The sequence below is a fragment of the Pedobacter sp. 01N310 genome (assembly GCF_056399805.1).
The window spans coordinates 114,676-139,669 of record NZ_JBFTSB010000002.1 but is presented as its reverse complement, the minus strand read 5'-3'; the positions used below and the strand labels follow the sequence as shown (position 1 = coordinate 139,669).

Sequence of the window (24,994 nt, the reverse complement as noted above, 5' to 3'; positions counted from 1 at the left end):
AATAAAGATGCTGAAATAAATTCAGCATGACGACCAAGTTAGGAAACGAATCAAAATGTTCGTTGGAGTAAAAATAAAGAAACCCTCTTAAGTTAATTTTGAAGAGGGTTTCTTATCTAATTTATAATCTTTACTTCAACTTACTCAAAGCGGTTTTAATCCTTGGCAACATATCTTTAATATCCTGCAGGGTACAAGCACCAACCGAAGCCCTGAACCAAGGCATACTGTCTTCATTTCCAAAAGCAGAGAATGGAACCAAAGCTGCTCCAGCTTCTTTAATCAGATAGAAATTTACATCTGCACTATCTTTTAAAACTTGACCATCTTCAGTGGTTTTTCCGATATAATCGATTTTAATGGTCAAATAAATCGCGCCCATCGGCTCAACAGCATCAACATTAAAGCCTTCGTTCTTTAATTCGTTAAATCCATTGTAAAGTGCGTTTAAGCTATCTTGAATCTGACCTTTAAAACTGGTTAAGAAAGTATCAACCTGTGCTTTATCGTTAAAATAATTAGACATAGCCACTTGCTCGGCTTTTGGCGCCCAGGCACCCATGTGGCCAACTAAAGCTTTCATTCTATTGATAATATCCTCCGGACCAAAACCCCATCCTACACGTACACCAGTTGCCGCCAAACATTTCGAACTACCATCAACAAAAACAGTAAACGGACGCATTGTAGGGCGTAAGGAAACTGGATTTACATGTTCTTTTCCGAAAGTTAAAAGCGAATAAATCTGATCGTACATCATGTACAATGGTTTTTCGTCGGCACCACGTGATGCATTTTCTTCTAAAACAGCATCACAGATTTCAGCTAAGGAATCGGCATCGAACATGGTTCCTGTTGGGTTTAATGGCGAGCACAGCGCCAATAAGGTTGCCCCTTTTAAATGCGGTTTTAATTGCGCTGCAGTTGGCATAAAATTATGCGCAGCATCGGTTTCTACCGCAATTGTTTTTGCCGAAGTTAAGTGAGAATAGTGGTTGTTATTCCAAGATGGTGCAGGGAAAACCACGGTATCTCCAGGATCGATCAAAGCCAGGTAAGTAGCATAAATTAAAGGGCGTGAACCACCAGAAACTAAAATGCTGTTGGTGTTGTATTCTAACCCAAATCTATCCTTTAACAATTCCGAAACCGTTTCTCTTAAAGGCAAAACACCGTCAGCAGGCGGGTAGTTGGTTTGGTTGGCGTTGTATGCTTCTACAATTCCGGCCTTTAATTCGGTTGGGATTGGGTAAATGTTTGCGTCAAAATCGCCTATGGTTAAATTAGCGATCGAAGCACCTTTGCGCTTCATTTCGTTAACTTCATTACCGATTTTTATAATTTCTGAGCCGATTAATGAACTGGCCAATACTGAAACTTTCATATACTATTATTTATTATCGATCTTATAATTAGCGAATTAAATCTTCTATTGCTTTATTCACTTTTCCGAAACCAAATTGAGACAATACTCCTTGCATTGCTGCAGCAATCTGCTCGTTGCACAGGTTGCCAATGCTCCCTTCGTGTGTATGATGTATTTGGCCAGACGGTGCAAAAGTACCATTTTCTATCTGTTCGCCAACAATTTTATAAGCCTCTCTAAATGGAACACCTTGTAAAGCCAGATCATTCACTACTTCAACGCTAAACAGATAGTCGTATTTTTTATCCTTTAAAATATCATCTTTTATCGTGATGTTCTGGAACATAAAAGTAGCAATCTCCAAACATTCGTTTAAAGAAGTAATTGCTGGAAATAGATTTTCTTTCAGCAATTGTAAATCGCGGTGATAACCTGATGGCAGATTGGTAATCATCATGGCAATTTCATTCGGCAAAGCCTGAATTTTATTGCAACGCGAACGGATCAACTCAAAAACATCAGGATTTTTTTTGTGTGGCATAATACTCGACCCTGTAGTCAGTTCTGCCGGAAAACTAATGAAGCCAAAATTCTGATTGATGAACAAACACACATCCATCGCCATTTTAGCTAAAGTTGCTGCAACAGCACTCATTGCCTGTGCTAAAACCCTTTCAGTTTTGCCACGCCCCATCTGCGCATAAACTACATTATAGTTTAAGCTTTCAAAGCCTAACAACTCAGTTGTTAAAGTTCTGTTTAAAGGGAATGAAGAACCATAACCAGCAGCTGACCCTAATGGATTCTTATTACAGATTTTCCATGCAGCCAACATCAATTCCATATCATCTGCCAAGCTTTCGGCATAAGCACCAAACCATAAACCAAAAGACGATGGCATGGCAATCTGCAAATGCGTATAACCTGGCATCAATTTATCTTTGTGCGTATTGCTCAGCTCAATTAGCTCATTAAACAAGATTGAGGTTTGGCCAACCATATCTTCGATGCAAGCCCTAAAGAACAGTTTCAAATCAACCAGCACCTGATCGTTACGCGACCGGCCACTATGGATTTTCTTACCTGCTTCGCCAATACGTTGTGTAAGCAACCACTCTACCTGTGAGTGCACATCTTCCACACTGTCTTCTATGGTGAAATTTCCAGCTTCAATTTCAGCATAAATATTTTTCAATTCTTGTTGAACCGTTTTCAGTTCTTCAGCGGATAGCAAATTAATAGTTTCTAACATTTGGGTATGCGCCAAAGAACCCAATACATCAAACTTTGCCATTTGCAGATCCAGTTCACGGTCTTTACCAACCGTAAAACGCTCTACAAACTGATTTACATCTATATTTTTTTGCCAGATTTTCATTAGTGATATTTTTTTCAATGGTTATGAAGAATGCTTCCGCAATTTTCATTTTAAATTTATTTAACCACAAAGTGCGCTAAGTTTTCCGCAAAGCACACAAAGCTATTCTATCATTTTACCACAGCGTACTCAGCGTTTTACACAGCGAACACCAGGAGTTGTAAAGCATTTAAGTTGGGCATCCAAGCCATATACCATCAACCTTAAAACCCTCAACCTTGTATAACCGGTTTCAGCATATTTACATAGCCCTCAACACCCTCTGCTACTTCTCGCACATACAAAAACTCATCAGCCATGTGCGATCGGCCAGAAAAACCCGGACCACATTTTACTGATGGAATATCTAATAACGCCTGATCGGAGGTAGTAGGCGAACCATAAGTAGTTTTTCCAAGGGCAACACCAGCCTGAACAACCGGATGGTTTTTATCAATCGACGATGGTTTTAAGCGGATAGACCGTGGGGTAACATCACAATCAACATTTGCCCTGATAATCTCTAAAACCTCTTCATTAGTGTAAGCATCAGTTACACGAACATCAACCGTAAAAGTACAATTTGCCGGAACAACATTGTGCTGCGAACCTGCGTTGATAATCGTAACCGTCATTTTTAATGGCCCAAAAACCTCCGAAACTTTTGGAAACTGATAGTTCCTAAACCATTCGATATCTTTTAATGCTTTGTAAATCGCATTCTCTCCCTCTTCACGAGCAGCATGACCGGCTTTACCATGCGATACACAATCTAATACCAACAAACCGCGCTCGGCAATGGCTAAATTCATTTCTGTAGGCTCGCCTACGATACCAAACTCCAGTTCGCCCAAATCAGGAAGAACCAGTTCTAATCCATTATTACCAGAAATTTCTTCCTCGGCAGTCGCTGCCAAACAGATATTGTATTTTAAATTTTCTTGCTTGTAATAATATAAAAAGGTTCCGATTAGCGACACTAAACAACCACCAGCATCATTACTGCCCAAACCAAACAGTTTATCACCTTCAATTGCAGCATCATAAGGATCGCGGGTGTAACCTGAATTAGGCTTTACCGTATCATGATGTGAATTCAACAAAAGTGTTGGCTTAGCTGGATCAAAATGTTTGTTGTAAGCCCAAACGTTATTCATTTTACGCTGAGTCTTAACTCCTCTCTCCTCCAAAAACTGCGCAATTAAATTCGCCGTCCGATCTTCTTCTTTACTAAAAGACTGGATGCGGATCAACTGTCGCAATAAATCCAGACTTTCTTTTTGTATATTTTCTAGTAACATAGTATCAAGTAATTAGTATTAAGTATTAAGACTAAACCCGTCTTTAAACTTTCTACCTTTTATTTTGGCTTTCAGTTTTATGTTTGCAATTAAGACTTTATGTCCTAAACCCTACACCTCTAACCTTCTTTGGTATACAGATTCCCTGCTTTTAAAGCCGAAAGTTTAATACCTTTTATCAATGATGAGCTAAAACCGTTATGTTCCATTTCATTTAAACCTGCTATGGTACAACCTTTCGGCGAAGTTACCTTATCTATTTCTGATTCTGGGTGTGTTCCATGTAATAAAAGCAAATCAGCCGCTCCTTTAGCCGTTTGAACAGCCATTTTTAAAGCTTCATCAGCATGAAAACCGATTTCTACGCCACCTTGCGATGCAGCCCTGATTGCCCTTAAAAAGAACGCAATCCCGCAGGCACAAAGCGCTGTTGCTGAAGTCATTAAATCTTCATTAATTTTCACAACAGAACCAACCGTTTCGAACATTTTAGTCACATCTGCAATGTTTGCTGCTGATGCATTATCGCTGGCCATGCAAGTCATCGATTGACCAATAGCAATTGCTGTGTTAGGCATTACCCTGATTACCTCAACATCATCACCTAATTTTTCCCTAACCGCAGCACAGCTCACGCCAGAAATTACCGAAATAACCAAATGTTTGGTCGGAACAATTGAATTTTGAATTTCATCTAAAACCGTATTTAATTGTTGTGGCAGAACAGCCAAAATCACAACATCAGCATCAACTACAGCCTGTTTATTGTTATTGCTTACATTAAAACCGGCTTCGGCGAATGATTTTAAATGATCAATATTTCTACGGGTAAGCGTAATGTCGCCTGCTTGAGCAAAATCGGCCTTTACCAAACCTTTCGCTAAAGATAAACCGATATTTCCGCTACCAATTATGGCTATTTTTTTTGTCATGATTATTTTCCCTTTAGTTTGCTTACACAGATTTTATTTTTTTTCTTCGGTTTGATTGCACAGATTTTTTGTGTTGAAAAGCAAACGATAAGTTTAGGTACCTCGACTAAAAACCTTCCACCCTCAACCTACTCACCTTCTACCTCTTTTCCCCCACCTTTACTTCAGCATTTTAGTACCAAAAGTTCCCTTGGCAAGTTCAGCGAGCTCATCGGCTTTGCCGATATAAACTGCAGAAACTCCTTTTTTAATCGCTTCAAAGGCATTGTGCAGTTTAGGGATCATTCCACCTTGCACAGTTCCATCGGCTTTTAAACCTTCAAACTCATCAGCTTTGATTTCTCTTACAACAGAAGCATCATCATTAACGTCCCTAAGTACTCCTTTTTTCTCAAAGCAATATACCAAACGGGTTTCATATAAGCTTGACATAGCCACCGCAACAGAAGAGGCTATGGTATCAGCATTGGTATTCAGAAGCTGAGTACCACCATCATGTGTAATGGCACATAAAACCGGAACAAAGCCAGCATTTAATAAAGTGCCTAAAGCATTCGCTGAAACAGAATTTTCATCTAAATCGCCCACAAAGCCGTAATCAATAACTGCACCTGCCATAGGGCCGGCCTCTGCACCATAAGTTTTGGTACTAACAGGCCTTTTTTTCGCTTTAATGATATTACCATCTGCGCCGGTTAAACCAATCGCATTACTTCCTTTGGCCTGTAGTTGGGCAACCATATTTTTATTGATCAGTCCGGCGTAAACCATCGTTACAATACGCAGGGTTTCGATATCGGTAATTCTTCTACCCTCAACCATTTTGGCTTCAATGCCCAACGATTCGCCCAGTTCAGTTGCAATTTTACCCCCGCCGTGCACCAGGATCTTATCTCCTGGCAATGCAGTAAAATCCAATAAAAACTGGTGTAAGTTTTCGGAGTTATCGATTACGTTTCCGCCGATTTTTATGATAGTGAGTTGTTTCATAATTTATTCTTACCGTGGTTCGTGTCTCCACGAATCACATTAATAGTTTTGTTTCACCATATTAATAATTTCGGTTCGCGGGGACACGAGCCGAGGCATATGATTTACAATTCCTCCAACATCGCTTTAATTACTGCCTGCGCCGCCCATAAACGGTTTCCGGCTTCGTGAATAACCAATGAATTTGGTCCATCCAAAATCTCTGATGATAATTCCAGATCGCGGCGTACAGGTAAGCAATGCATCACTTTAGCATCGTTTGTGAATTTTAATTTCTCATTATTCATCATCCAGCCATCAGGATAAGTTAACACTTTTCCATACTCTTTATAACTACTCCAGTTCTTCACATACACATAATCAGCACCGGCCAAAGCTTCTTCTAAATTATACTGAATATCGGCATTAGGCGTAAAATCTTCCGAAAGCTCGTAACCCTCTGGTTGCGCAATAGTAAAATCGATCATTCCTTCTGCCTGAGCTTTGCACATCCACTCTGCAAAAGAATTTGGTACTGCCTGGGGCAAAGCCTTTACATGAGGCGCCCAAGCCAAAACTACCTTTGGTTTGCGCCCATCAGGTTTCTTTGTCCAGGTTTCGTGAATGGTAATGATATCGGCAAAGCTTTGTAAAGGGTGACGTGTTGCACTCTCCAAACTCACTACAGGTACGGCACAATATTTCACAAATTTATTGAAGAAATCTTCGCTATAATCTTCCTCACGGTTATTCAGTTTTGGAAAAGAACGCAAGCCTAAAATATCGCAATATTGGCCCATTACGGCAGCAGCTTCGCGAATATGTTCAACTGTCGAACCATTCATCACTACACCATCCTGCGTTTCTAAAGCCCAGCCTTCTTTATCCAGATTCATCACCATTACATTCATACCTAAGTTTAAGGCCGCTTTTTGCGTACTTAACCGGGTACGTAAACTTGGATTCATAAAAACTAAACCTAAGGTTTTGTTCTTACCTAAATCTTGGTGCGCATAAGGATTCGCCTTTAACGCTAGCGCATCATTTACAAACTGTTTGATGCTTGGAACATCGTGTACGGAAGTGAAAAGTTTCATTTTTAATATAAATTAATTTATCCCGATCCGTCACCCTGAATTTATTTCAGGGTCTTTTCTACAAAATAGATGCTGAAATAAATTCAGCATGACGATCGACCAAATACACAGTATTTATTTTACCAGTTGTTTAAACGCCGCCAAAAACTCGTCAGCATGTGCTTTTGTTAAATTTAAGGCTGGCAACAAACGGATCACATTCGGTTTTGCCTCACCAGTAAAAATATGGTGTGTAAACAATAATTCTTTTTTAACATGCGCCAGTTCGGCAGGTAGCTCAATACCGATCATTAATCCACGGCCACGTATTTCTACCACCTGTTCAAATTTTTTCAATTCGGTAATTAGGTAACTTCCTACTTCTTCTGCATTTTTCATCAGGTTTTCCTGTTGCATCACTTCTAAAACAGCTAAAGCCGCAGCACAAGCTAAATGGTTACCACCGAAAGTTGTACCTAACTCTCCATGCCAAGGTTTAAATTTGGGCGCTATAGAGATTCCCGCTACCGGAAAGCCATTACCCATTCCTTTTGCCATGGTATAAACATCTGCTTTAACCCCAGCGTAATCGTGTGAGTAAAACGATCCTGTACGTCCGTAACCGCATTGTACACTATCTGCAATATAAACCGTATTATATTCATCGCAAAGTGAACGGATTTTTTGCAAGAAACTTTTCGAAGCTTCTTTAATGCCGCCTACACCTTGAATACCTTCAATAATAACAGCCGAAATTTCATTGCCCTGTGCTTTAAAAGTTTCTTCTAAAGCAACCTCATTATTGAAAGGCAAAAAGATTACATTTTCGGTCTGATTAACCGGTGCTACAATTTTAGGATTATCGGTTACGGCAACTGCCAAAGATGTACGTCCGTGGAAAGCGCCTGTAAAAGCAATTACCTTTTTTCTCCCGTTGTAAAATGAAGCTAGTTTTAAAGCATTTTCATTTGCCTCAGCTCCAGAATTACATAAAAAGAGCTGAAAATCTTTTTTACCAGAAACAGTTCCCAATAATTCTGCAAGCTGAACCTGCAAAGGAATTTTTACTGAATTTGAATAAAAACCAACTTTATTTAATTGATCAGTTAAGCGGTTTACATAATGTGGGTTGGTATGCCCGATTGAAATTACAGCATGACCGCCATATAAATCTAAATATTGTTGATCATTAGCATCCCAAACATTACTGCCTGCTGCTTTGGTTATTTCTATATCGTTAAGTGGGTAAACGTCGAATAGTTGCATTTTTTTTATAAGGTTAAAGACTAAAGACCAAAGACCAAAGCTTCCTGTGACATTTCATATAGCAGTAAGCCAAATCCAATAGCATTTAATCTTGGTTATTGTCGAAGGTGTTTAATTAAGCCAATTAACATTGCTTTAACCTCACCTGCCATTTTATAAATTTCAAAATATTTGCTTTCTTCAAGATAATCTAAATCTTTTGCAAGAAAACAAGCATATTCCATTTCTTGGACAGAGCCTAAAGCATTATCAAGAAAGTGGGCAAAATCTTTTTCAGTCCGCCGCCCTGCTCCCTCAACAATATTTAGTGGAACAGAATATGCAGCTCTTTTAACCTGACTTTGCAAGTCGTATTTCTCATGAGGAGGAAAAGCAGGTAAAATAACTTTATATACATGTAAAACCATTAGATGTGATTTTTTCCAAACGTCTAATTTTTGATAGTCTCTCATTTGATGTTTTAGTTATTCTTCATGCTACCTTCGCTTTAGACTTTAGTCTTTCAGCTTTGGTCTCTTCTACCTAAAAATTAGCTGCTTTTAACTTAAGTCCTGCTGTTTCATCCAAGCCGAACATTAAGTTCATATTCTGAACCGCTTGTCCGCTGGCACCTTTTAACAGGTTATCAATAACGCTGATGATAAATAATTTACCGCCATGTTTTTCTACATGAACCAGCGCTTTATTGGTATTCACTACCTGTTTTAGATCGATATTTTTCCGACTGACATGTGTAAATGGATGGGCACTATAATATGCTTCGTAAATATTTTGCGCCTCTTCTAAACTTAAATCACTTTCCAGGTACATGGCAGCTAAAATACCTCTTGTAAATGCACCACGCTGTGGGATAAAACTTAAAGCTTCAGAAAGTGATGGTTGCAACTGCAACAAACTCTCGCTAATCTCGTTCAAATGCTGGTGTTCAAATGCCTTATATATGGAAAGATTGTTGTTTCTCCAGCTGAAGTGCGAAGTGGTAGCTAAACTCTGTCCTGCACCGGTTGATCCCGTAGTTGCATTAATATGAACTTCATTCTTGATCAAACCTTTCGATGCCAAAGGCAACAAGCCTAATTGAATACAAGTTGCAAAACAGCCAGGGTTTGCGATATTTTTAGCTGCTTTAATTTTATCGCGGTTTAGCTCGGGTAATCCGTAAACAAAGTCTTTGGTCGAAAAGTTAGCATTTGCATGCAACCTGAAATCCTGCGACAAATCGATGATTTTAATGTTATCGCTAATTGGATTAGCGGCTAAAAACTTCTTCGCATCACCATGGCCAACACAAAGGAAAAGCACGTCAATATCCTGTGGAATATCGCTCACAAACTTTAGATCTGTATCGCCTATTAAATCAGTGTGTACATCAGAAATTAAGTTCCCGGCATTGCTTGTACTGTTTACAAAAGCAATTTCAACATTTGGGTGGTTAACCAAAATGCGTAACATTTCGCCTCCAGTGTAACCCGCACCACCAATTATTCCTGCTTTAATTTTATTCATCTCTATGCGTTTAGTGCTATTTTATAAAGAAAAAATTCTGAATCATTTTCTTGCTTAACAAATCCTATACTTTCGTACAGATGCTGGGCAGTATAGTTATCAACCGCTGTTTCCAGCTGTACAAATGTAGCTCCCTGAGTTTTGGCAAAACCCATGGCTGCTTTAATTAACTTTTCTCCAATGCCCTGCTTACGGTAATTTTCATCAACATATAAATCGTTCAAAATCCAATTTTTTGTTAATCTTACCGACGAATATTTTGGGTATAGCTGTGTAAAACCTATCGCTTCTTGTGTATTACTATCAGTAGCAACAAAAATGATAGACTCATTATGCTGTAATCTTTCATCTAGAAAAGCCTTAGCCATTCCGATGTCAGAAAACTGATTGTAGAATATGCGATACTGATTAAACAGACCAACTACTAAGTTGGTTTCTGTTAAATCTATCTGTTTGATTGTTATATTACTCACAATTTAAAGTTTTAAGGTAGAGGGTTTGAGTGTAAGGTTTGCACTAATCCACCTATGCCTTTTACCTTATGCCTCGTTGTTCACCTTATGCCAGATCATCACCTGGTTACCAAATATTTTAGAGAAACCTTTAACGTCTTCTCCGCTCCAGGCGTTATTCATTTCGCCATAGCTGCCAAATTTATTACTCATTAAATCATGGTTTGATTCAATTCCGATAACCTGGAAACGATACGGTAACAACTCTACAAATACTTTACCGCTCACAAATTTTTGCGTATCAGCTAAAAAAGCCTCAATATTCCGCATAATCGGATCGTGGAACTGACCTTCGTGCAACCAGTTACCATAGAAAGACGATAATTGTTCTTTCCAGCTTAACTGCCATTTGGTTAAGGTGTGTTTTTCTAGCGTATGGTGTGCTTTGATAATGATAATGGGGCCAGCTGCCTCAAAACCTACGCGACCTTTAATACCAATAATGGTATCACCAACGTGGATATCTCTACCGATACCAAAAGGCTGAGCGATTGCCTGTAATTTTTGGATTGCCCTAACAGGTGCTAATTTTTCACCATCAATAGCAACCAGTTCACCTTTTTCGAAGGTTAATTCTACCCTATGCGATTCTGTTTCCGAAACCTGGGTTGGCCAGGCGCTTTCTGGTAAGGTTTCGTGAGAAGTTAACGTTTCCTTTCCTCCTACCGAAGTTCCCCATAAACCTTTATTGATTGAGTATCTTGCTTTTTCTGCACTATATTCTACACCATGTTGTGCTAAATATTCTATTTCCGCCTCGCGGGATAATTTTAAATCTCTAATTGGGGTAATGATTTCAACCTCTGGGATAAGGATATTGAAAATCATATCGAAACGTACCTGATCGTTACCTGCACCGGTACTTCCATGAGCTACATAATCTGCACCAATTTTTTTCACGTAGTTGGCAATAGCTGTTGCCTGACTAACACGCTCTGCACTTACCGATAATGGATAAGTAGCATTTTTTAATACGTTACCAAAAACCAGGTACTTAATGCATCCTTCATAGTAACTTTCAGTTTCATCTACAACAGCATGCGATTTTACGCCTAAAGCATATGCTCTTTTCTCAATTTCCTGTAACTCTTCATCAGAAAAACCACCAGTATTTACAATTACTGAATGAACTTCTAATCCACGATCTTGTGCCAGGTAAATACAACAAAATGAGGTATCTAAGCCTCCGCTAAATGCTAAAACAACTTTTTTCATGCTATTTAAATAAAAAGGTAAATAAAAATAAAAGGGCTTTTAAGCCATTTTTTGGCTTAGGTTTAACAACTAAACGCTGTTTAATGCGCATAAAGCGCTCGTATAATTTGGGTTTCTTTTGCAGTTCTTCGGCAAATTGCTTGGCTACCTCATGTTTCTTCTCGGCCGGATCGTAAAGCATAGCTGTACACATGCAGTTTTTGCGTTCCTTCATTTTTAAAATTTCGAAGTTTACGCAGCTTTGGCAGCCTTTCCAAAACTCTTCATCCTGGGTAAGTTCGCTGTAGGTTACAGGCTCGTAGCCTAAATCTGAATTGATTTTCATTACGGCCAAGCCTGTTGTTAAACCAAATATTTTTGCCTTTGGGTACAACTTTCTCGATAAACCGAAAATTTCATTTTTGATGGCTTTTGCTAATCCCGCTTTGCGGTATTTAGGACTTACCACTAAGCCACTATTGGCCACAAACTGTCCGTGGCTCCAGGTTTCTATATAGCAAAATCCTGCCCAGGAGCCATCTTTATGGAAAGCAATAACCGATTTGCCTTCTTGCATTTTATTAGAAATATATTCCGGCGAACGCTTAGCAATCCCTGTTCCACGAGCTTTTGCCGATTCTGCCATTTCGGTTACTATTTCTTCTGCAAATACACGATGTTCAGGAAGTGCAACCTGCACTATAAATTCGTTAATATCCATTCGTTTTCTAACGAAAAATTATAAGTATTCTTGTTAATTGGGTTTTTAGAGAGGATCAATTCCTCGTTACGTTTAGTGTAGGTACTAAATACGTGGAGTGAAATTTTGCCGGCTTGTGGGATAATAAAACACGGGCTGAAAATGATTAATAAACATACCTTTCCCAGACACATTTTGTGCTGTGGAAACAGAAAGTTTATATAAAATTTGTTTAATCATTTCTTGCGTATTAAAACGGCTTTAACTCTATTGAGGTGCAAAGGTTTAAATAAAAATCGAGTTACACAATAATATCATCATTTTTTTATGTTAAGCTTTCGATTTTATTGAACTAATCTGACTTAAACAAGTATTGAGGCCATTTATAAATTTATAAAAAATTCGAGTATCGTGCATTTCAGTTATAGATTCTTTTGCCAATTTTAACATTGTTAAAAAAACGCAACAAACTTTAACATCTGCTTAACATCATTTAACATCCCGTAATACGGTTTAAACTCAATATTTGTATGTCTGTAGCGAATGCGATCTGGCTATCGTTTTATGGATACTCCTTAAATATTAAATCAAATTTTAACCGTATGAAGAATTTTACGCCATTTCATTTCAAATCGATCCCTTTATTTGTTCTAATTGCTTTTACAGCATTAACTTCATGTAAAAAAACCGAGACTGCCGATCCCAACATATCTTATTTAAGGGTAATCAATGCATCACCTTCTTTGGCTACCTACAATGCTTACTTTAATGGCAGCATGGTTAATTCGGCAGCTTTACCATTTGGAGGCTCTGCTGCTTATCTTTCTTATGCCGCAGGCGCTTACAGTTTAAAATTTACAACGGCCAGTAGCGCAGAGAGCTTGTTAACCAAAACCGTTACTTTAAATGCAAGCACCTATTACTCTTCTTATTTAATTAATAAACCGGCGGCGCTAGATATTTATACCATTGGTGATGATCTTTCTATACCATCAACTGATAAAGCTTACATCCGCTTTATCAATTTATCGCCTGATGCACCGGCTTTAGACCTGGCCAAAACGAGCGCAACGACCATGCTGGTTACCAATAAAACTTATAAAAATGCGAGTGGTTTTATTGCTGTAGATGCAGGAACTTATACATTGGATGCAAAAGAAACTTCATCAGGAACAGTTAAAGCTACTTCCGCCAGCACCAGTTTTACAGCGGGTTATCATTATGACATTATTTGCGGTGGTTTGGTAACACCTGCAAATGAAACTGAACGTCCTTTAAGTTTACAGGTTATATTGATCAAATAAAAAAAGGCTTTTTGTGTTTACCCTTCATAAAAAAACGGCAATTTTCGTATCGAAAATTGCCGTTTTAATTCGTAGAAAAAGGTTATCTGCCCATTAAGGCTAAAGCTATTTCTTCATCACTATTTTTTTGTTACATCAGGAAATTTTATCTGGATTACATAAGTACCCTCAAGCTTCAATTGCCACGACCATCTTGGATTCACAGAAAAACCCGGTGAAGATGGAAAATTATCAATAGTAACAAATTGACTAGGTATTCGATAATACATTAGAAATCCCCAATCGGTTGTAGGCGTTATATACTTCGTTAGTGGAAACGGCGCAACTTCAAAGTCGCATATCATCGCGGTATCCGTTTTGATAACGGGGTTAAACTTTGCATAGTTTTCAAAAACTGGACGGTCTCCTCTTTGAATGATCTCGCCGGCTTTCGGATTAAATGTACGTCCATTCTTATCAACCATTTTCAAAATTGCGCGTGCACCTGAATTTGATATTTTGGTACAGGTAATGGTTGGGTTACGCATTGCTGTTGCAACTCCTGTTATATCATTAAATCCATTAGCAACATTATCAGTTACTACAAAAAGATCTTCCAATTCAGGGTCTACCACATTTATCGTAGCCAATTTAGGAAATAATTTTGTACCCGTTACATTTGTCATTTCTACATCATAATAGTATTTACCTAAGGGTAAATTGGCAGAAGCCTTATTAAAAGTAAGCTGACCGCTGGCTTCATTGAAGTACATAGGCAATCGCTTAACTGTCTCTCTCTTTTTATTTAGCAATGCTACAGTAGTATCAGTAGTAGCATCAAATGACATCCCAGCTTTAAACGTAGTAATTTCATACTCGGTATTAAATTGAGAAGGAGCAGGAGATCCATCCTCGCGTCGAAGATTAAGAAGTTTAAATGTATATGGCGGTGTAGAGCCATCGGCATTTATCCTATCAGACTGATATAAAATCAAGCCTCTTTTAGCGTAGATATTATTGTCTTTATATCTAATAGCATCACTTTGAAAGCCTTGTTGTATTTTTTTACATGCTGCTATACTTAGCAGCGCAAAAAAACCTAAAATATATTTTGTTTTCATAATTATACATTATTGAGGTTAACATATTGTTTTTCACAGGTAGTCTTAGTTACCTAACGACTGGGCATTAAAAAACAACCTATGATTTCCATTGAGCACATGCACGATTCCGGTTGTAGTAATAATCCCTGAAGTCTGGCAATCAACAGCCTTATCTTTTTGATTATCTGGAATATCATCCTGATTTGGCTCACGATCATCTCTGGTACCAATCACTTTGGTATAAGTTACGTAATCTACATTACTTACATAAGCGTTATAATCAAACGTCCTTCTTAGCTTAATCAGATACTGTACATTAGGAATTGAACCAAGCATACTATCATAAAGTTTACCGGAGATTGTCATTTGATCACGGTTAATTTTACCCGCAAACATGTATGTTTTCAAGGAATCACTCAATTCTTGAGAAGGAATATCTTTAATCCCAAAATCAAAGTTTTCTTTACCAATTTTTATCGCCTGTTGATTCTTCTTCGCCGCGACATAGTCCACAATTCCGTAATTTGTCGTAACAAAAAAAGTTATATTTCCATTTACAGCATCTTTCAAACCTGCCTTGTCAATAACCTTAACTAAAGAATCAAACTTTGGGTTAGATTTCAAATAGTCATATGTTGTCATATTAACAAAGGCATTACTAATACCCCCATCATTCTTGTAGCTATCCTTTTTGCAGGACGTAAATGCGGCGGTTATAATCGCTATTACAGCTATGATATATTTTTTCATGATTTAATACTAAATAGTTAAACTTTTCCAAGCCAATAGGTTGTTTGTTTAAGATTTGGATTTTCCCTGAATAGTGCAGGATCTACCGGCCAATAAAACCCTTCTCTTCTAAACCTGGTTTCCGTAAGCCAGTCCACAACATTACCATAGCGTCTGGTACGTAAAAGATCAAAGAACAAGTGCCCCTCAAGATACATTTCCTTACTTCTTTCCTTAATATACTCATCCATTACTCCACTTACAGAAAGTCCATTTTGTACAAGTGTAGGATTACGATTATTCCTTGTTCTGAATTCATTGATGATAGTGGTCGCTGTGGCTGCATCATTTTTGTATAATGCGATTTCCGCTTTTAGCAACTTCATATCACTTAAACGGAAAATAATCATGTTATTACTCAAGTAAGCATCTAATTTCTGTCCGGGATTTCTATAAATTATATTGCTGTATTTTGTACAAATTGGTCTTTCAGGATTTGAAAGGTCGAAGTTTTTGGTAAAGCGAATATCGTTAGAATTTGATCCAAATTGATCTGTCAGAAAACGTGGAACAACATAAAATCTTGGATTATTAGAATATGTATTGATATAAGCACCGCTAAGGAATCTCGTACCAATGCTGGAATTAGAACCTTCTAATGTATTCTCACTCATATTGATCTCGAATATTCCGTCAGTAGAACGGCCTACAAAGGTTGATTTATAATTTGCAGTATCTGTCTGGCTATATCCTCCCTTTTGTATTAAAGTAGTAATTGTCGTATCTGCACTATTTACGTCAGTTAAATTTGGCGCATCTTTGCTAACGTCAGACATCGTAGCTCTCCATAGGTATAGGTGGGCCAATAATGCATATGCTGACCCTTTATTGGCGGTCACTTTTGCATCGCCAATATTAATATAATTCCAGGTCAATAAATTGATGGCATTTCTGCAATCGGTTTCAATTTGCTTCATAACATCTGCTCTCGAACTTCTCGGAAGTTGTGGCGCTGTGATTGGATCGTCATAAGCTGTAGTAACCAAGGGGACATCACCCCAAACCCTTACCATCATAAAATAGCTTAAAGCACGGATAAACATTGCCTGCCCCGTTATGTTGTTTTTAAACGCTATAGGATCATCTGTGTCTTTCAGTTGGGCATCAGTCATCTTGCCTACATTAGCAATAACGATGTTAGACATCGCAATCGTTTTATAGTATAGCGTATAATTAGCCAGTGAGTTTATGTTATACTGAAAAGTAAAATCACCATTTTGTATACCTTCAAGCCCATCCCCATTATACTGAATTGTAAAATAATTCTTGGCAATGGCATCTCCATACATATAGTAACGGTTTTCCTTATCTGTACAAGCATTGCGAAGCAATGCATAATTACCAGCTAATGCACTTCTTGCATCACCTGCTGATTTCCAAAATTTTTCTAAATAAGTAGAGTTTTTTGGTTCCTGCTCCAATATTTTTTTACAAGAAATAAGTGGAGTTATTAATATAACTAAACTTAATATGCTTAAAGTTTTTAAGTGCTGTCTCATAGTGTTAAAATTAAAATTGAAGTTCCAAACCAAGTGTATATTTTCTTGGGATAGGATATCCCCCGCCATTATATTCCCCATATGGATTTACGTTTTCAGCATCGGGAAGGCGTTTAGACTGCTGGAACATATAAACATTATCTGCAATTGCAAAAAGTTTAAGTTTATTTACCCCCAATTTTTTAAGCGTTTTAGCCGGAAAATTGTAACCAAAATTTATACTTCTGATTCTGAAATAACCACCTTTTTCCAAGAAAAAAGTCTGGGCACCGGTGTAATAGTAACGATAACTTCCCAAATCATATTTGGCGTAGTCTGCCTGATCACCAGGATTTCTCCAAATATTTGTTTTGCTTAAATCCGGAGTTGAAAATCCAGCAAATCTATTTATTGGGTCCCCATCTGTTGAATTAGAAAAACGATCTGATTCAAATAAATTTAACACATCTCTGTCGAAAGTAAAGGTGCAAAATATGTTCAATGAAAAGTTCTTGTAACTGAAATCATTGGTCCAGCCTCCGGTAACTTTTGGATTAGGATCGCCGATCGGCGCTTTGTCCGGATTGATGCCATCATTAAAAATATCAATGAAACCATCTCCGTCAAGATCCGCTAGGTAAAATTGGCCTGCTTGGTACGCACCATTGCTATTTCTATATAATTCTCCTGTAAAAGGATTAACAGGTATATCGCTTGTTCTTGAAAATACGCCATTTGTCCTATAAAGATAAAATGCATTTATTGGACTTCCAACTGAAAGGATATGGGATTTATCAAATCTGTCTCCACTTAAAATAAGATCTCTTCCACCATTCGGCAAACTCATGATCTGGTTTTTATTATATGAAGCATTAATCCTCGTAAACCATTTGAAATTTCCTTCAAGCGGATTAGCAGAAACGGTCAACTCGGCACCTGAATTTCGGACGCCTATGGAATTCGTTAAAGCTCGATCGTACCCTGTTGTTAGTGGAAGGTTTACACTAAATAATTGTAGAGAAGACTCTTTGTTATATACGTCAAACGATAGTGCATACTTACCATTTTTGATTTCAATATCAGTACCGATATTCCATTGAAGGGATTTTTCCCAGCTCAGGTTACTTTGCGCGGCACCATCACTTAAATTCGGTGTAATAGCTGTAGTACCATTATAGGAAGTTGCTCCACCATTTCCATTAAACCCACCATTATTTACAGAATACAAGTTATATTGTAAATAATTATTATTAGGTAAACTTCCTGATGTTCCTAAACTGGCCCTCAATTTGATTAGTGTAAATGGATTATTTACCCAGTTTTTCATAAAATTTTCTTCTGAAGCTAGCCAACCAACAGATGCAGACGGGAAATATCCCCACTTATTGTTTTTACCAAATCTGGATGAACCATCTGCCCTGGCAGTTGCCGAAAGTAAATACTTACCATCAAAATCATAAGCTAAACGTCCGTAATAGGAAAGAAGTCCATAAGCCTGATAGTCAGAACCAGCTGAAATCCTTGATTGCTGAAACCCACTGACAACTTGAATGTTATCTGATGGACCTCCATAACCTGAAGCAGATGTATTCTGGAACTGGTTATACTGAATATCCTGCCCAGCAATAACACTCAGGGAATGTTTACCAAACTGATTGTTATATGATAAAAAATTAGACGTTAGTGCATTTGTACTATTATCTGCGTAGCTCGATGATGAATTTCCCTGGCCATTGTTCAATATACTTGTCCTACTATAATCCCTTCTGGCTGTATTTAACAAATAAGAGGACTGAGAAGTGAGCATTAGGTGTTTATTAAACTCATAACTTAAGTTTAAATTTAGCGTAAGTTGATTGCTGATGTTTTTATCCAAATTCTCATCATAGGCACCTAATAAAAGTGCTTTTTTATCTTCATCCAGATTCAACAATGATGAAGGCATATTGCCAGCCCCTAAATTAACAGGGCTACTGCCACTCCCATTACCTCTTGAAAAATCCGATCTCGAGTAGGCAATGATGGGATTAATCATTAATTTCTCCTTCATGGCTCTGGTCGTCAGATTTAACCTACCAGAATACCTTTTGAAACCAGTTGCCTTAATAATACCTTGTTCATCATAGTAACCTCCACTAAACCTGTATACCATTCCATTAGCTCCCCCACCACTCACACTCAAATCGCCATTAGTGATTTTTCCAGATTGATAAAAAAGATCCTGCCAATCTGTATTGCCATTATAAGCAGGATTTAAACTATCTGTTAAAATGTAAGGAAGCTGTTTCAGATCACTATAAGATAATTGCCTTTGCAAAACATCCATTTTCTGCCTTCTCTCGGTGGTTCCAAGTGTCACATCTCTTAACTTTGGTCTTTGGGTTAACCCTGCATAAGCATTGATAGAAACCCGCGGCTCGCCGCTAAGCCCTTTTTTCGTCGTTATCAAGATAACCCCATTGGCTGCACGAGATCCATAGATAGCTGCTGCTGACGCATCCTTTAATACGTCTATAGATTCGATGTCTGTTGGATTTATGCCGGCTAGATAATTCTGACCTGTACCTACACCTGGCCCGACATAGGTTTCGGTTGGCTGAGGAACGCCATCAACCACATAAAGTGGTGAATTTATTACGTTAAACTCATCGTAACCCCTGCTAACCAACGAATTACCCCTAACAGATACGGTAGGCGATGCTCCGGGTTGACCGGTGAAATTCTGAACGTTTACACCCGACACCCTACCTTGCAGCAATTGATCGAAACTCGCGGACGGCAAATTTGCCAACTCTTTAGCGGAAATACTGGATATTGCAGCTGTAGTTTTCTTTCTGGTAATTTTTTGATAACCGATAGTAACCACTTCATTCAGCGTATTATTATCCTCTTCCAAAGAAAAGTTTAATGTACCACTTGCCGAAACCGTTTTCTCTGCCCAACGATAACCTACTATTCTAGCGGTAATAATTGCACCGTCGTTTTGAACTGTTAAGGTGAATTTTCCATCGGCGTTTGTAGCGGTACCATTCTTGGTACCTTTTTCGATAATAGAAACCCCTGGTATGGGTTTGTCATTTTGATCTAAAACAGTTCCTTTAATTGTTTTCTGCGCAAAAGCGAGCCACGGAATAAGTAAATAAAAGAATGTTGCCATCAAAAATTTCACATAGCAATGTCTTGTAGAAGTTTTTTCCATTGATGATTAGTTAGTTTGGTTTGATTACAAACTAAAAGTATCAACATTTTTACTTCGATTTTAATTTTTTTTTAATCAAAAGGAACCATATTTTAACCTAAAAATTGGCTTAAATACCACATTTTGTTTTACAAAAACTGACTTTTGCAATTAACAATATACCAATAGCTGCTCAAAACGGTCTATTTTGCCAAATTACCTCATATTTCTTGATCACATTCGAACTAAATTCGAAAAAAATCTCCCAGAAGTTTAGTTGAAAAAATTTCGATAAACTTAGATTTTAACACAACTAAAACGTTAAAGCTATTTACTTCACTTCATTCCTAGTCTGAATTAAAACTAGGTTTTACAGGCACCAATCACCACTATTTAGAATAATTCAAAATAATTTGGATAATAAGATTTTCTACCGTTATTTTGCAGCAGTTTAGAATTAATCCAAATAAATATTATCATGCTTAAAATCAGACTTTTCTGTATAACGTTTTTTTTAACTTTTGCCAGTCTACTCTCCTTTGCCCAACAGTTTTCGACCATAGGCGGCACAGTTACCACTTCGGATGGTAAACCTGCCGCTTACATTTCGGTTGGTTTAAAAGGAAAAGGCCTGGGGAATGTAACCAACGAAAAGGGTATTTTCGAAATCCAGAGAGTTAAACCAGGATCTTATACTTTAAGGGTATCGGCTGTTGGTATCCAAAATATAGAAAAACCAATAGTTATTACTGCTGGAGAGAACAAAACCGTTGATTTTGTAATCAACCAAAATTCAAATCAGCTTAATGAAGTAAATATTAACCAGGGCATAAATAAGTATATCGCTAAGAAAAGTGAATTCGTTTCAAAAATGCCGCTTAACAACCTAGAAAACCCACAGGTATATACCACGATTACGAAGGAAACAATGGCCGACCAGCTTGTGTTTTCGGTTGATGATGCTGCCCGCAATGCGACTGGCGTTCAAAAAATGTGGGAATCAACTTCGCGCGGTGGCGATGGTGGTGCTTATTACGCATCAAGAGGCTTTATTGTACAGGCTAAACTCAGAAATGGAATTGCTGGTAACGTAACCGGCCGCAACGATGCTGCTAACTTAGAAAATGTAGAGTTTATAAAAGGTCCATCTGCTACTTTATTCGGTAGCACATTAACCTCATATGGTGGTTTAATTAACCGTATAACTAAAAAACCTTTCGAAGGAATGGGAGGCGCGGTAAGCTTTTCGACAGGTAGCTACGATTTTAACCGGGTTAGTACCGATTTCAATTTTCCTGTTGATAAAGATAACCACATTTATGCCCGGTTAAATACTTCTTACAATTACAAAGGTTCTTTCCAGGAGAATGTTTATGACAAAGGTTTCTTCATTGCGCCTAGCCTGTCGTATAAAGTAAACGATAAATTAGACTTTGTTTTTGATGCCGAAATTGCCAACGGTACAAGCACCCTAAAACCATTCGTTTTCTTCTATTTCCCTGTAAAAGACCTTGGTTTTGATAGGGCGGATCAATCTGGAATAGCTTACGACAAGTCCTTCACCGCTGATGCGATGAAGCAAAAATACAATAGCTCAAACTTCTTCGGACAGGCTAATTACAAGTTTAATGATAATTGGTCGTCTCACACCAGCTTTTCAAGCAACTATAGTTTCTCTAATGGCCGTGGTACGTATTTGTTCTTAGTCCCAAACAACTATCCTCCACTGGGCAACCCAACGGCTGCACCAGGTGCCGATTTGATATCAAGAGCAGATCAATCAACTGATAACAGTAAGGTTTTCACTTACGAGGTACAACAAAATTTCAATGGCACTTTTAACTTAGGTTCGGTAAAAAACAGAATGGTTTTAGGCCTTGATTATTTACGACAAAACTCCGATCAGTTATTTTATTCGATCGATACTTTTGATCTGACCAATAAAGATGGAAGCGGCGCTAACTACAATAACTTTACTGAACATAATTTAGCGGCATTTTATGCAGCACTTCCTAGTGTTCCTAAATATCCGTATAACTTCAAAACCAATACATACAGTGCTTATGTTTCTGATGTGATTAGTTTAACAGATAGGTTAATCGCCTTAGCTGCATTAAGAGTAGACAGATTTGACAATAAAGGCAATTCCGATCGTACAGGCTCGGCACCAAAAGGTGCGTACAAACAAACTGTTTTTTCGCCAAAATTTGGCTTGGTATTTCAGCCAATTAAAGATCAGCTATCATTATTTGCCAATTACCAAAACGGCTTTAACAACTTAAACGGTATAGATTATCAAGGTAATGCTTTTAAACCAGAGCAAGCAAACCAAATTGAAGGTGGAGTTAAAACAAACATATTTAATGGTAAGTTAACAGGCGCTGTATCTTACTATTACATTAAAGTTAAAGATATTGTTAGGGGTTATAACGGAGATCCATCAAATCCAAATGCACAAATCCAGGATGGCAATAAAATCAGCAAAGGTATAGAAGCCGAAGTTATTGCAAACCCGGTTAACGGTTTAAATATTATTGCAGGTTTCGCTTATAACGATAACCATTTAGAAAATGCATCGCCAGATGTAGAAGGCAGAAGAGATGCTTATTCGGCAGCGCCTTATTCAGCAAATTTATGGATCAGTTATAAATTCGCTACAGGATCACTTAAAGGTTTTGGATTAGGTGCCGGCGGTAATTATGCCAGCGACAATAAAATTGTAAACAGTGTTAGCCAAGGCGTATTTATATTACCTGCTTATGAGGTTTTTAACGCATCAGTATTTTATGATCATCATAGATTTAGACTTGGTGTTAAAGCAGACAATTTTACCAATCAAAAATACTGGACAGGTTACAGCACCATGAACCCTCAGGACCTGAGAACCTTTACTGGAAGTGTTACTTACAAATTTTAATTAAATCAATCAGGAGAAGCTGGATCAGATCAATTTCTCCTGGTTTTAAACCCCAACCCAGAAAACATGAAAACTAAAATCTCATTACTATTTTTCTTTCTAACCTTTAGCATTTCTAGTGCATTTGCACATGCTTTATGGATAGAAACAGCCTCAACAGGCAAAAAAGGACAAGCACAGGAAGTAAAAGTTTTCTTCGGCGAATACGAGAGTAACGAACCAGATTCTGCAGCCAAGTGGTTTAGTAACCTAAAAGAATTTAAGCTGGTTTTAACTGCTCCAAATGGAACAACCAAGGTTTTACCAACCACTGCTGATGTACGTTTCTTCAAAGCCAGTTTCACACCGGATCAAGAAGGCACCTATAAACTTTCTGTAGTACATGAAGTTGCAGCGGTTTATGAAAAAGCTAAAATTGAATATTATGCTTTTGCAGACGTTGCCGTAGGGAACGCAAAAATAAACACCAGTTTTCCGGCAGCTGCGGCATTAACTATCAGACCAGATAAACACGCTTTAACCGTTGGAGAAACTTCAGTTCATCAGGTAATTTACAACACAGCACCTTTTGCAAAACAAAAGTTAACAGTTGTAAATGCTGAAAGAAAAGCACAACCTACTGAAACAGATGCGGAAGGAAAATTCATTTTCAAACCAGAAAAAAAAGGAAATTATTTTCTGGAAGCTTTTACTGAAGATAAAACGCCAGGAAAATTAAATGGAAAAGACTACGATAAAGTTTGGCATTTGGTAACTTATACTACTGAAGTTAAATAGTCGAAATTTTATAAAATTTAAAGCCAATTAGTCTTAAAAAAGGCTAATTGGTTCTTTTATTAATACAGCTTTGCGAATGGCACTAACAAAAACATCAACCAAATCAAAAAACAAGAAATCGCGTTTAAGGCGGATAAGCGACTGGCTGCACCTATGGCTGGGTATCACATCTGGTTTAATCGTACTGATGTTGGGCATTACCGGTTGTATTTATGTTTTTCAAAAAGAAATTACCGAACTCATTCGCCACAAGGAGATTTTTGTAGAAGTTCCATCAAATCCTAAAACCCTACCATTAAGCGTACTACAGGCCAATGCCGAAAAAGCACTGGGGAATAAAAAGAAAATCACCTTTGTTTCTGCATATAAAGCACCAGAAAGGGCATGGGAACTTGGCGTTTATAAACCTGGCGACGCTAAGGCATTCTGGTATTTCGATTCTATAGATTATTACGATGTTGTGCTGATTAACCCTTATACCGGAAAAGTAACTTTAGTTGCCGATTATAAATATGAGTTTTTTGGTATAATTAAAATGATCCATTGGAGTTTGTTGATCAATCATCCCATTGGCCAGCAGATTATTGGATGGTCTACCTTCATTTTTGTATTTCTCCTCATTTCTGGAATGGTGATGTGGTGGCCTAAAAACCTAAAAAAATCAAACTTCGATAAGAGCTTTAAAGTAAAGTGGAAAGCCAAGTTTAAACGCATTAATTACGACATGCACAATGTGCTGGGTTTTTATGTAATGCTGATATGCCTAATGCTGGGCTTAACCGGCCTGGTTTGGGCATTTCAATGGTTCCAAACCACGGTTTACGTAGTAGCCTCAGGAAGTACCACACCCCCAAAAATGGTAGAAGTTAAATCAGATTCGACCAAAACCATTACTTCAATTCCTTTTGATATTGCTTTTGAGCAAGCCAGAAAAATATTTAAAAATGAAGATCGTATTGCCATGTCGCCTGCCAATGGCGGTTCGGCAACCATCTACGCCACAGGATACCGGGGCAGAGAAACGTTTTGGAATTACGACGTACTTCAGTTCGATCAGTACTCGGGCAAGTTATTGCATAGAACAAACCAATCAGAAAAAAATGCGGGAGAAACGGTAATCGGTATGAATTACGATATCCACGTAGGGGCCATTTTAGGGTTAACCGGAAAAATAATAGCCTTTTTTGCCAGTTTAATTGCAGCAAGCTTACCCATAACCGGATTCATTATCTGGTGGGGGAAAGGAAAAAAGAAAAAAAATACCGCAGTGGCGGAAAGCTAAGCACACCC

20 protein-coding genes are annotated in these 24,994 nt (G+C 37.9%); 4 read left to right on the top strand and 16 right to left on the bottom strand.

What is annotated here, in order from left to right; genetic code table 11:
* Nucleotides 1-130: 130 nt before the first annotated feature.
* The 12 genes from AC1DNH_RS06175 to AC1DNH_RS06120 form a co-directional block, all read right to left on the bottom strand.
* The gene (locus AC1DNH_RS06175) at nucleotides 131-1,384 is read right to left on the bottom strand and encodes a pyridoxal phosphate-dependent aminotransferase (protein ID WP_477585117.1); all 1,254 of its coding nucleotides are present in this window, start codon (nucleotides 1,382-1,384) and stop codon (nucleotides 131-133) included.
* Nucleotides 1,385-1,412: 28 nt separating this feature from the next.
* On the bottom strand, nucleotides 1,413-2,744 hold the full coding sequence (gene argH, locus AC1DNH_RS06170; protein WP_477585118.1) for an argininosuccinate lyase: 1,332 nt from the start codon (nucleotides 2,742-2,744) through the stop codon (nucleotides 1,413-1,415).
* A gap of 212 nt (nucleotides 2,745-2,956) precedes the next feature.
* The gene (locus tag AC1DNH_RS06165) at nucleotides 2,957-4,024 is read right to left on the bottom strand and encodes a M20 family metallo-hydrolase (RefSeq protein WP_477607899.1); all 1,068 of its coding nucleotides are present in this window, start codon (nucleotides 4,022-4,024) and stop codon (nucleotides 2,957-2,959) included.
* 119 nt (nucleotides 4,025-4,143) lie between these two features.
* On the bottom strand, nucleotides 4,144-4,956 hold the full coding sequence (gene proC, locus AC1DNH_RS06160) for a pyrroline-5-carboxylate reductase (protein ID WP_477584247.1): 813 nt from the start codon (nucleotides 4,954-4,956) through the stop codon (nucleotides 4,144-4,146).
* 159 nt (nucleotides 4,957-5,115) lie between these two features.
* Nucleotides 5,116-5,946 (bottom strand): acetylglutamate kinase, encoded by an 831-nt coding sequence (gene argB / locus AC1DNH_RS06155; RefSeq protein WP_477607896.1) that lies wholly within the window; start codon nucleotides 5,944-5,946, stop codon nucleotides 5,116-5,118.
* 104 nt (nucleotides 5,947-6,050) lie between these two features.
* Nucleotides 6,051-7,022 carry a Rossmann-fold NAD(P)-binding domain-containing protein gene (locus tag AC1DNH_RS06150; RefSeq protein WP_477607894.1) on the bottom strand — a complete coding sequence of 324 codons (972 nt, stop codon included), beginning with the start codon at nucleotides 7,020-7,022 and terminating at the stop codon, nucleotides 6,051-6,053.
* A 114-nt stretch (nucleotides 7,023-7,136) separates the two neighbouring features.
* Complete coding sequence (locus AC1DNH_RS06145; protein ID WP_477607892.1) at nucleotides 7,137-8,267, bottom strand: aspartate aminotransferase family protein; 1,131 nt, start codon at nucleotides 8,265-8,267, stop codon at nucleotides 7,137-7,139.
* 95 nt (nucleotides 8,268-8,362) lie between these two features.
* Nucleotides 8,363-8,719, bottom strand: a complete 357-nt coding sequence (locus AC1DNH_RS06140; protein ID WP_477582546.1) for a four helix bundle protein — start codon at nucleotides 8,717-8,719, stop codon at nucleotides 8,363-8,365.
* Nucleotides 8,720-8,789: 70 nt separating this feature from the next.
* Entirely contained in the window at nucleotides 8,790-9,773 is a 984-nt protein-coding gene (gene argC, locus AC1DNH_RS06135; protein WP_477582545.1) for an N-acetyl-gamma-glutamyl-phosphate reductase, read from the bottom strand.
* A gap of 2 nt (nucleotides 9,774-9,775) precedes the next feature.
* Complete coding sequence (locus AC1DNH_RS06130; protein WP_477582544.1) at nucleotides 9,776-10,246, bottom strand: GNAT family N-acetyltransferase; 471 nt, start codon at nucleotides 10,244-10,246, stop codon at nucleotides 9,776-9,778.
* A gap of 66 nt (nucleotides 10,247-10,312) precedes the next feature.
* The gene (argG, locus tag AC1DNH_RS06125) at nucleotides 10,313-11,500 is read right to left on the bottom strand and encodes an argininosuccinate synthase (protein ID WP_477582542.1); all 1,188 of its coding nucleotides are present in this window, start codon (nucleotides 11,498-11,500) and stop codon (nucleotides 10,313-10,315) included.
* A 1-nt stretch (nucleotide 11,501) separates the two neighbouring features.
* Nucleotides 11,502-12,200, bottom strand: coding sequence for an N-acetyltransferase (locus AC1DNH_RS06120; protein WP_057931816.1), 699 nt, complete (start codon nucleotides 12,198-12,200; stop codon nucleotides 11,502-11,504).
* Nucleotides 12,201-12,709: 509 nt separating this feature from the next.
* On the opposite strand from AC1DNH_RS06120, the gene AC1DNH_RS06115 reads away from it, so the two are divergent.
* Entirely contained in the window at nucleotides 12,710-13,483 is a 774-nt protein-coding gene (locus tag AC1DNH_RS06115; protein WP_477582540.1) for a DUF4397 domain-containing protein, read from the top strand.
* 119 nt (nucleotides 13,484-13,602) lie between these two features.
* On the opposite strand, the gene AC1DNH_RS06110 is transcribed toward AC1DNH_RS06115, so the two are convergent.
* The 4 genes from AC1DNH_RS06110 to AC1DNH_RS06095 are packed head-to-tail and all read right to left on the bottom strand — an operon-like array spanning nucleotide 13,603 to nucleotide 20,031.
* Nucleotides 13,603-14,583, bottom strand: a complete 981-nt coding sequence (locus tag AC1DNH_RS06110; RefSeq protein WP_477582539.1) for a hypothetical protein — start codon at nucleotides 14,581-14,583, stop codon at nucleotides 13,603-13,605.
* A gap of 45 nt (nucleotides 14,584-14,628) precedes the next feature.
* A complete protein-coding gene (locus AC1DNH_RS06105; protein ID WP_477610865.1) occupies nucleotides 14,629-15,315 on the bottom strand; it encodes a hypothetical protein in 687 nt (228 codons plus the stop codon).
* Between the two features lie 17 nt (nucleotides 15,316-15,332).
* A complete protein-coding gene (locus AC1DNH_RS06100) occupies nucleotides 15,333-16,853 on the bottom strand; it encodes a RagB/SusD family nutrient uptake outer membrane protein (RefSeq protein WP_477610866.1) in 1,521 nt (506 codons plus the stop codon).
* A gap of 10 nt (nucleotides 16,854-16,863) precedes the next feature.
* The gene (locus tag AC1DNH_RS06095) at nucleotides 16,864-20,031 is read right to left on the bottom strand and encodes a SusC/RagA family TonB-linked outer membrane protein (protein WP_477625263.1); all 3,168 of its coding nucleotides are present in this window, start codon (nucleotides 20,029-20,031) and stop codon (nucleotides 16,864-16,866) included.
* A gap of 457 nt (nucleotides 20,032-20,488) precedes the next feature.
* Between AC1DNH_RS06095 and AC1DNH_RS06090 the strand changes: the two genes are divergently transcribed.
* The 3 genes from AC1DNH_RS06090 to AC1DNH_RS06080 all read left to right on the top strand — a co-directional run bounded on the left by AC1DNH_RS06090 (nucleotide 20,489) and on the right by AC1DNH_RS06080 (nucleotide 24,986).
* A complete protein-coding gene (locus AC1DNH_RS06090) occupies nucleotides 20,489-22,927 on the top strand; it encodes a TonB-dependent receptor domain-containing protein (protein ID WP_477610726.1) in 2,439 nt (812 codons plus the stop codon).
* Nucleotides 22,928-22,993: 66 nt separating this feature from the next.
* On the top strand, nucleotides 22,994-23,704 hold the full coding sequence (locus tag AC1DNH_RS06085; protein WP_477585551.1) for a DUF4198 domain-containing protein: 711 nt from the start codon (nucleotides 22,994-22,996) through the stop codon (nucleotides 23,702-23,704).
* Between the two features lie 76 nt (nucleotides 23,705-23,780).
* A complete protein-coding gene (locus AC1DNH_RS06080; protein WP_477625262.1) occupies nucleotides 23,781-24,986 on the top strand; it encodes a PepSY-associated TM helix domain-containing protein in 1,206 nt (401 codons plus the stop codon).
* Nucleotides 24,987-24,994: the final 8 nt, after the last annotated feature.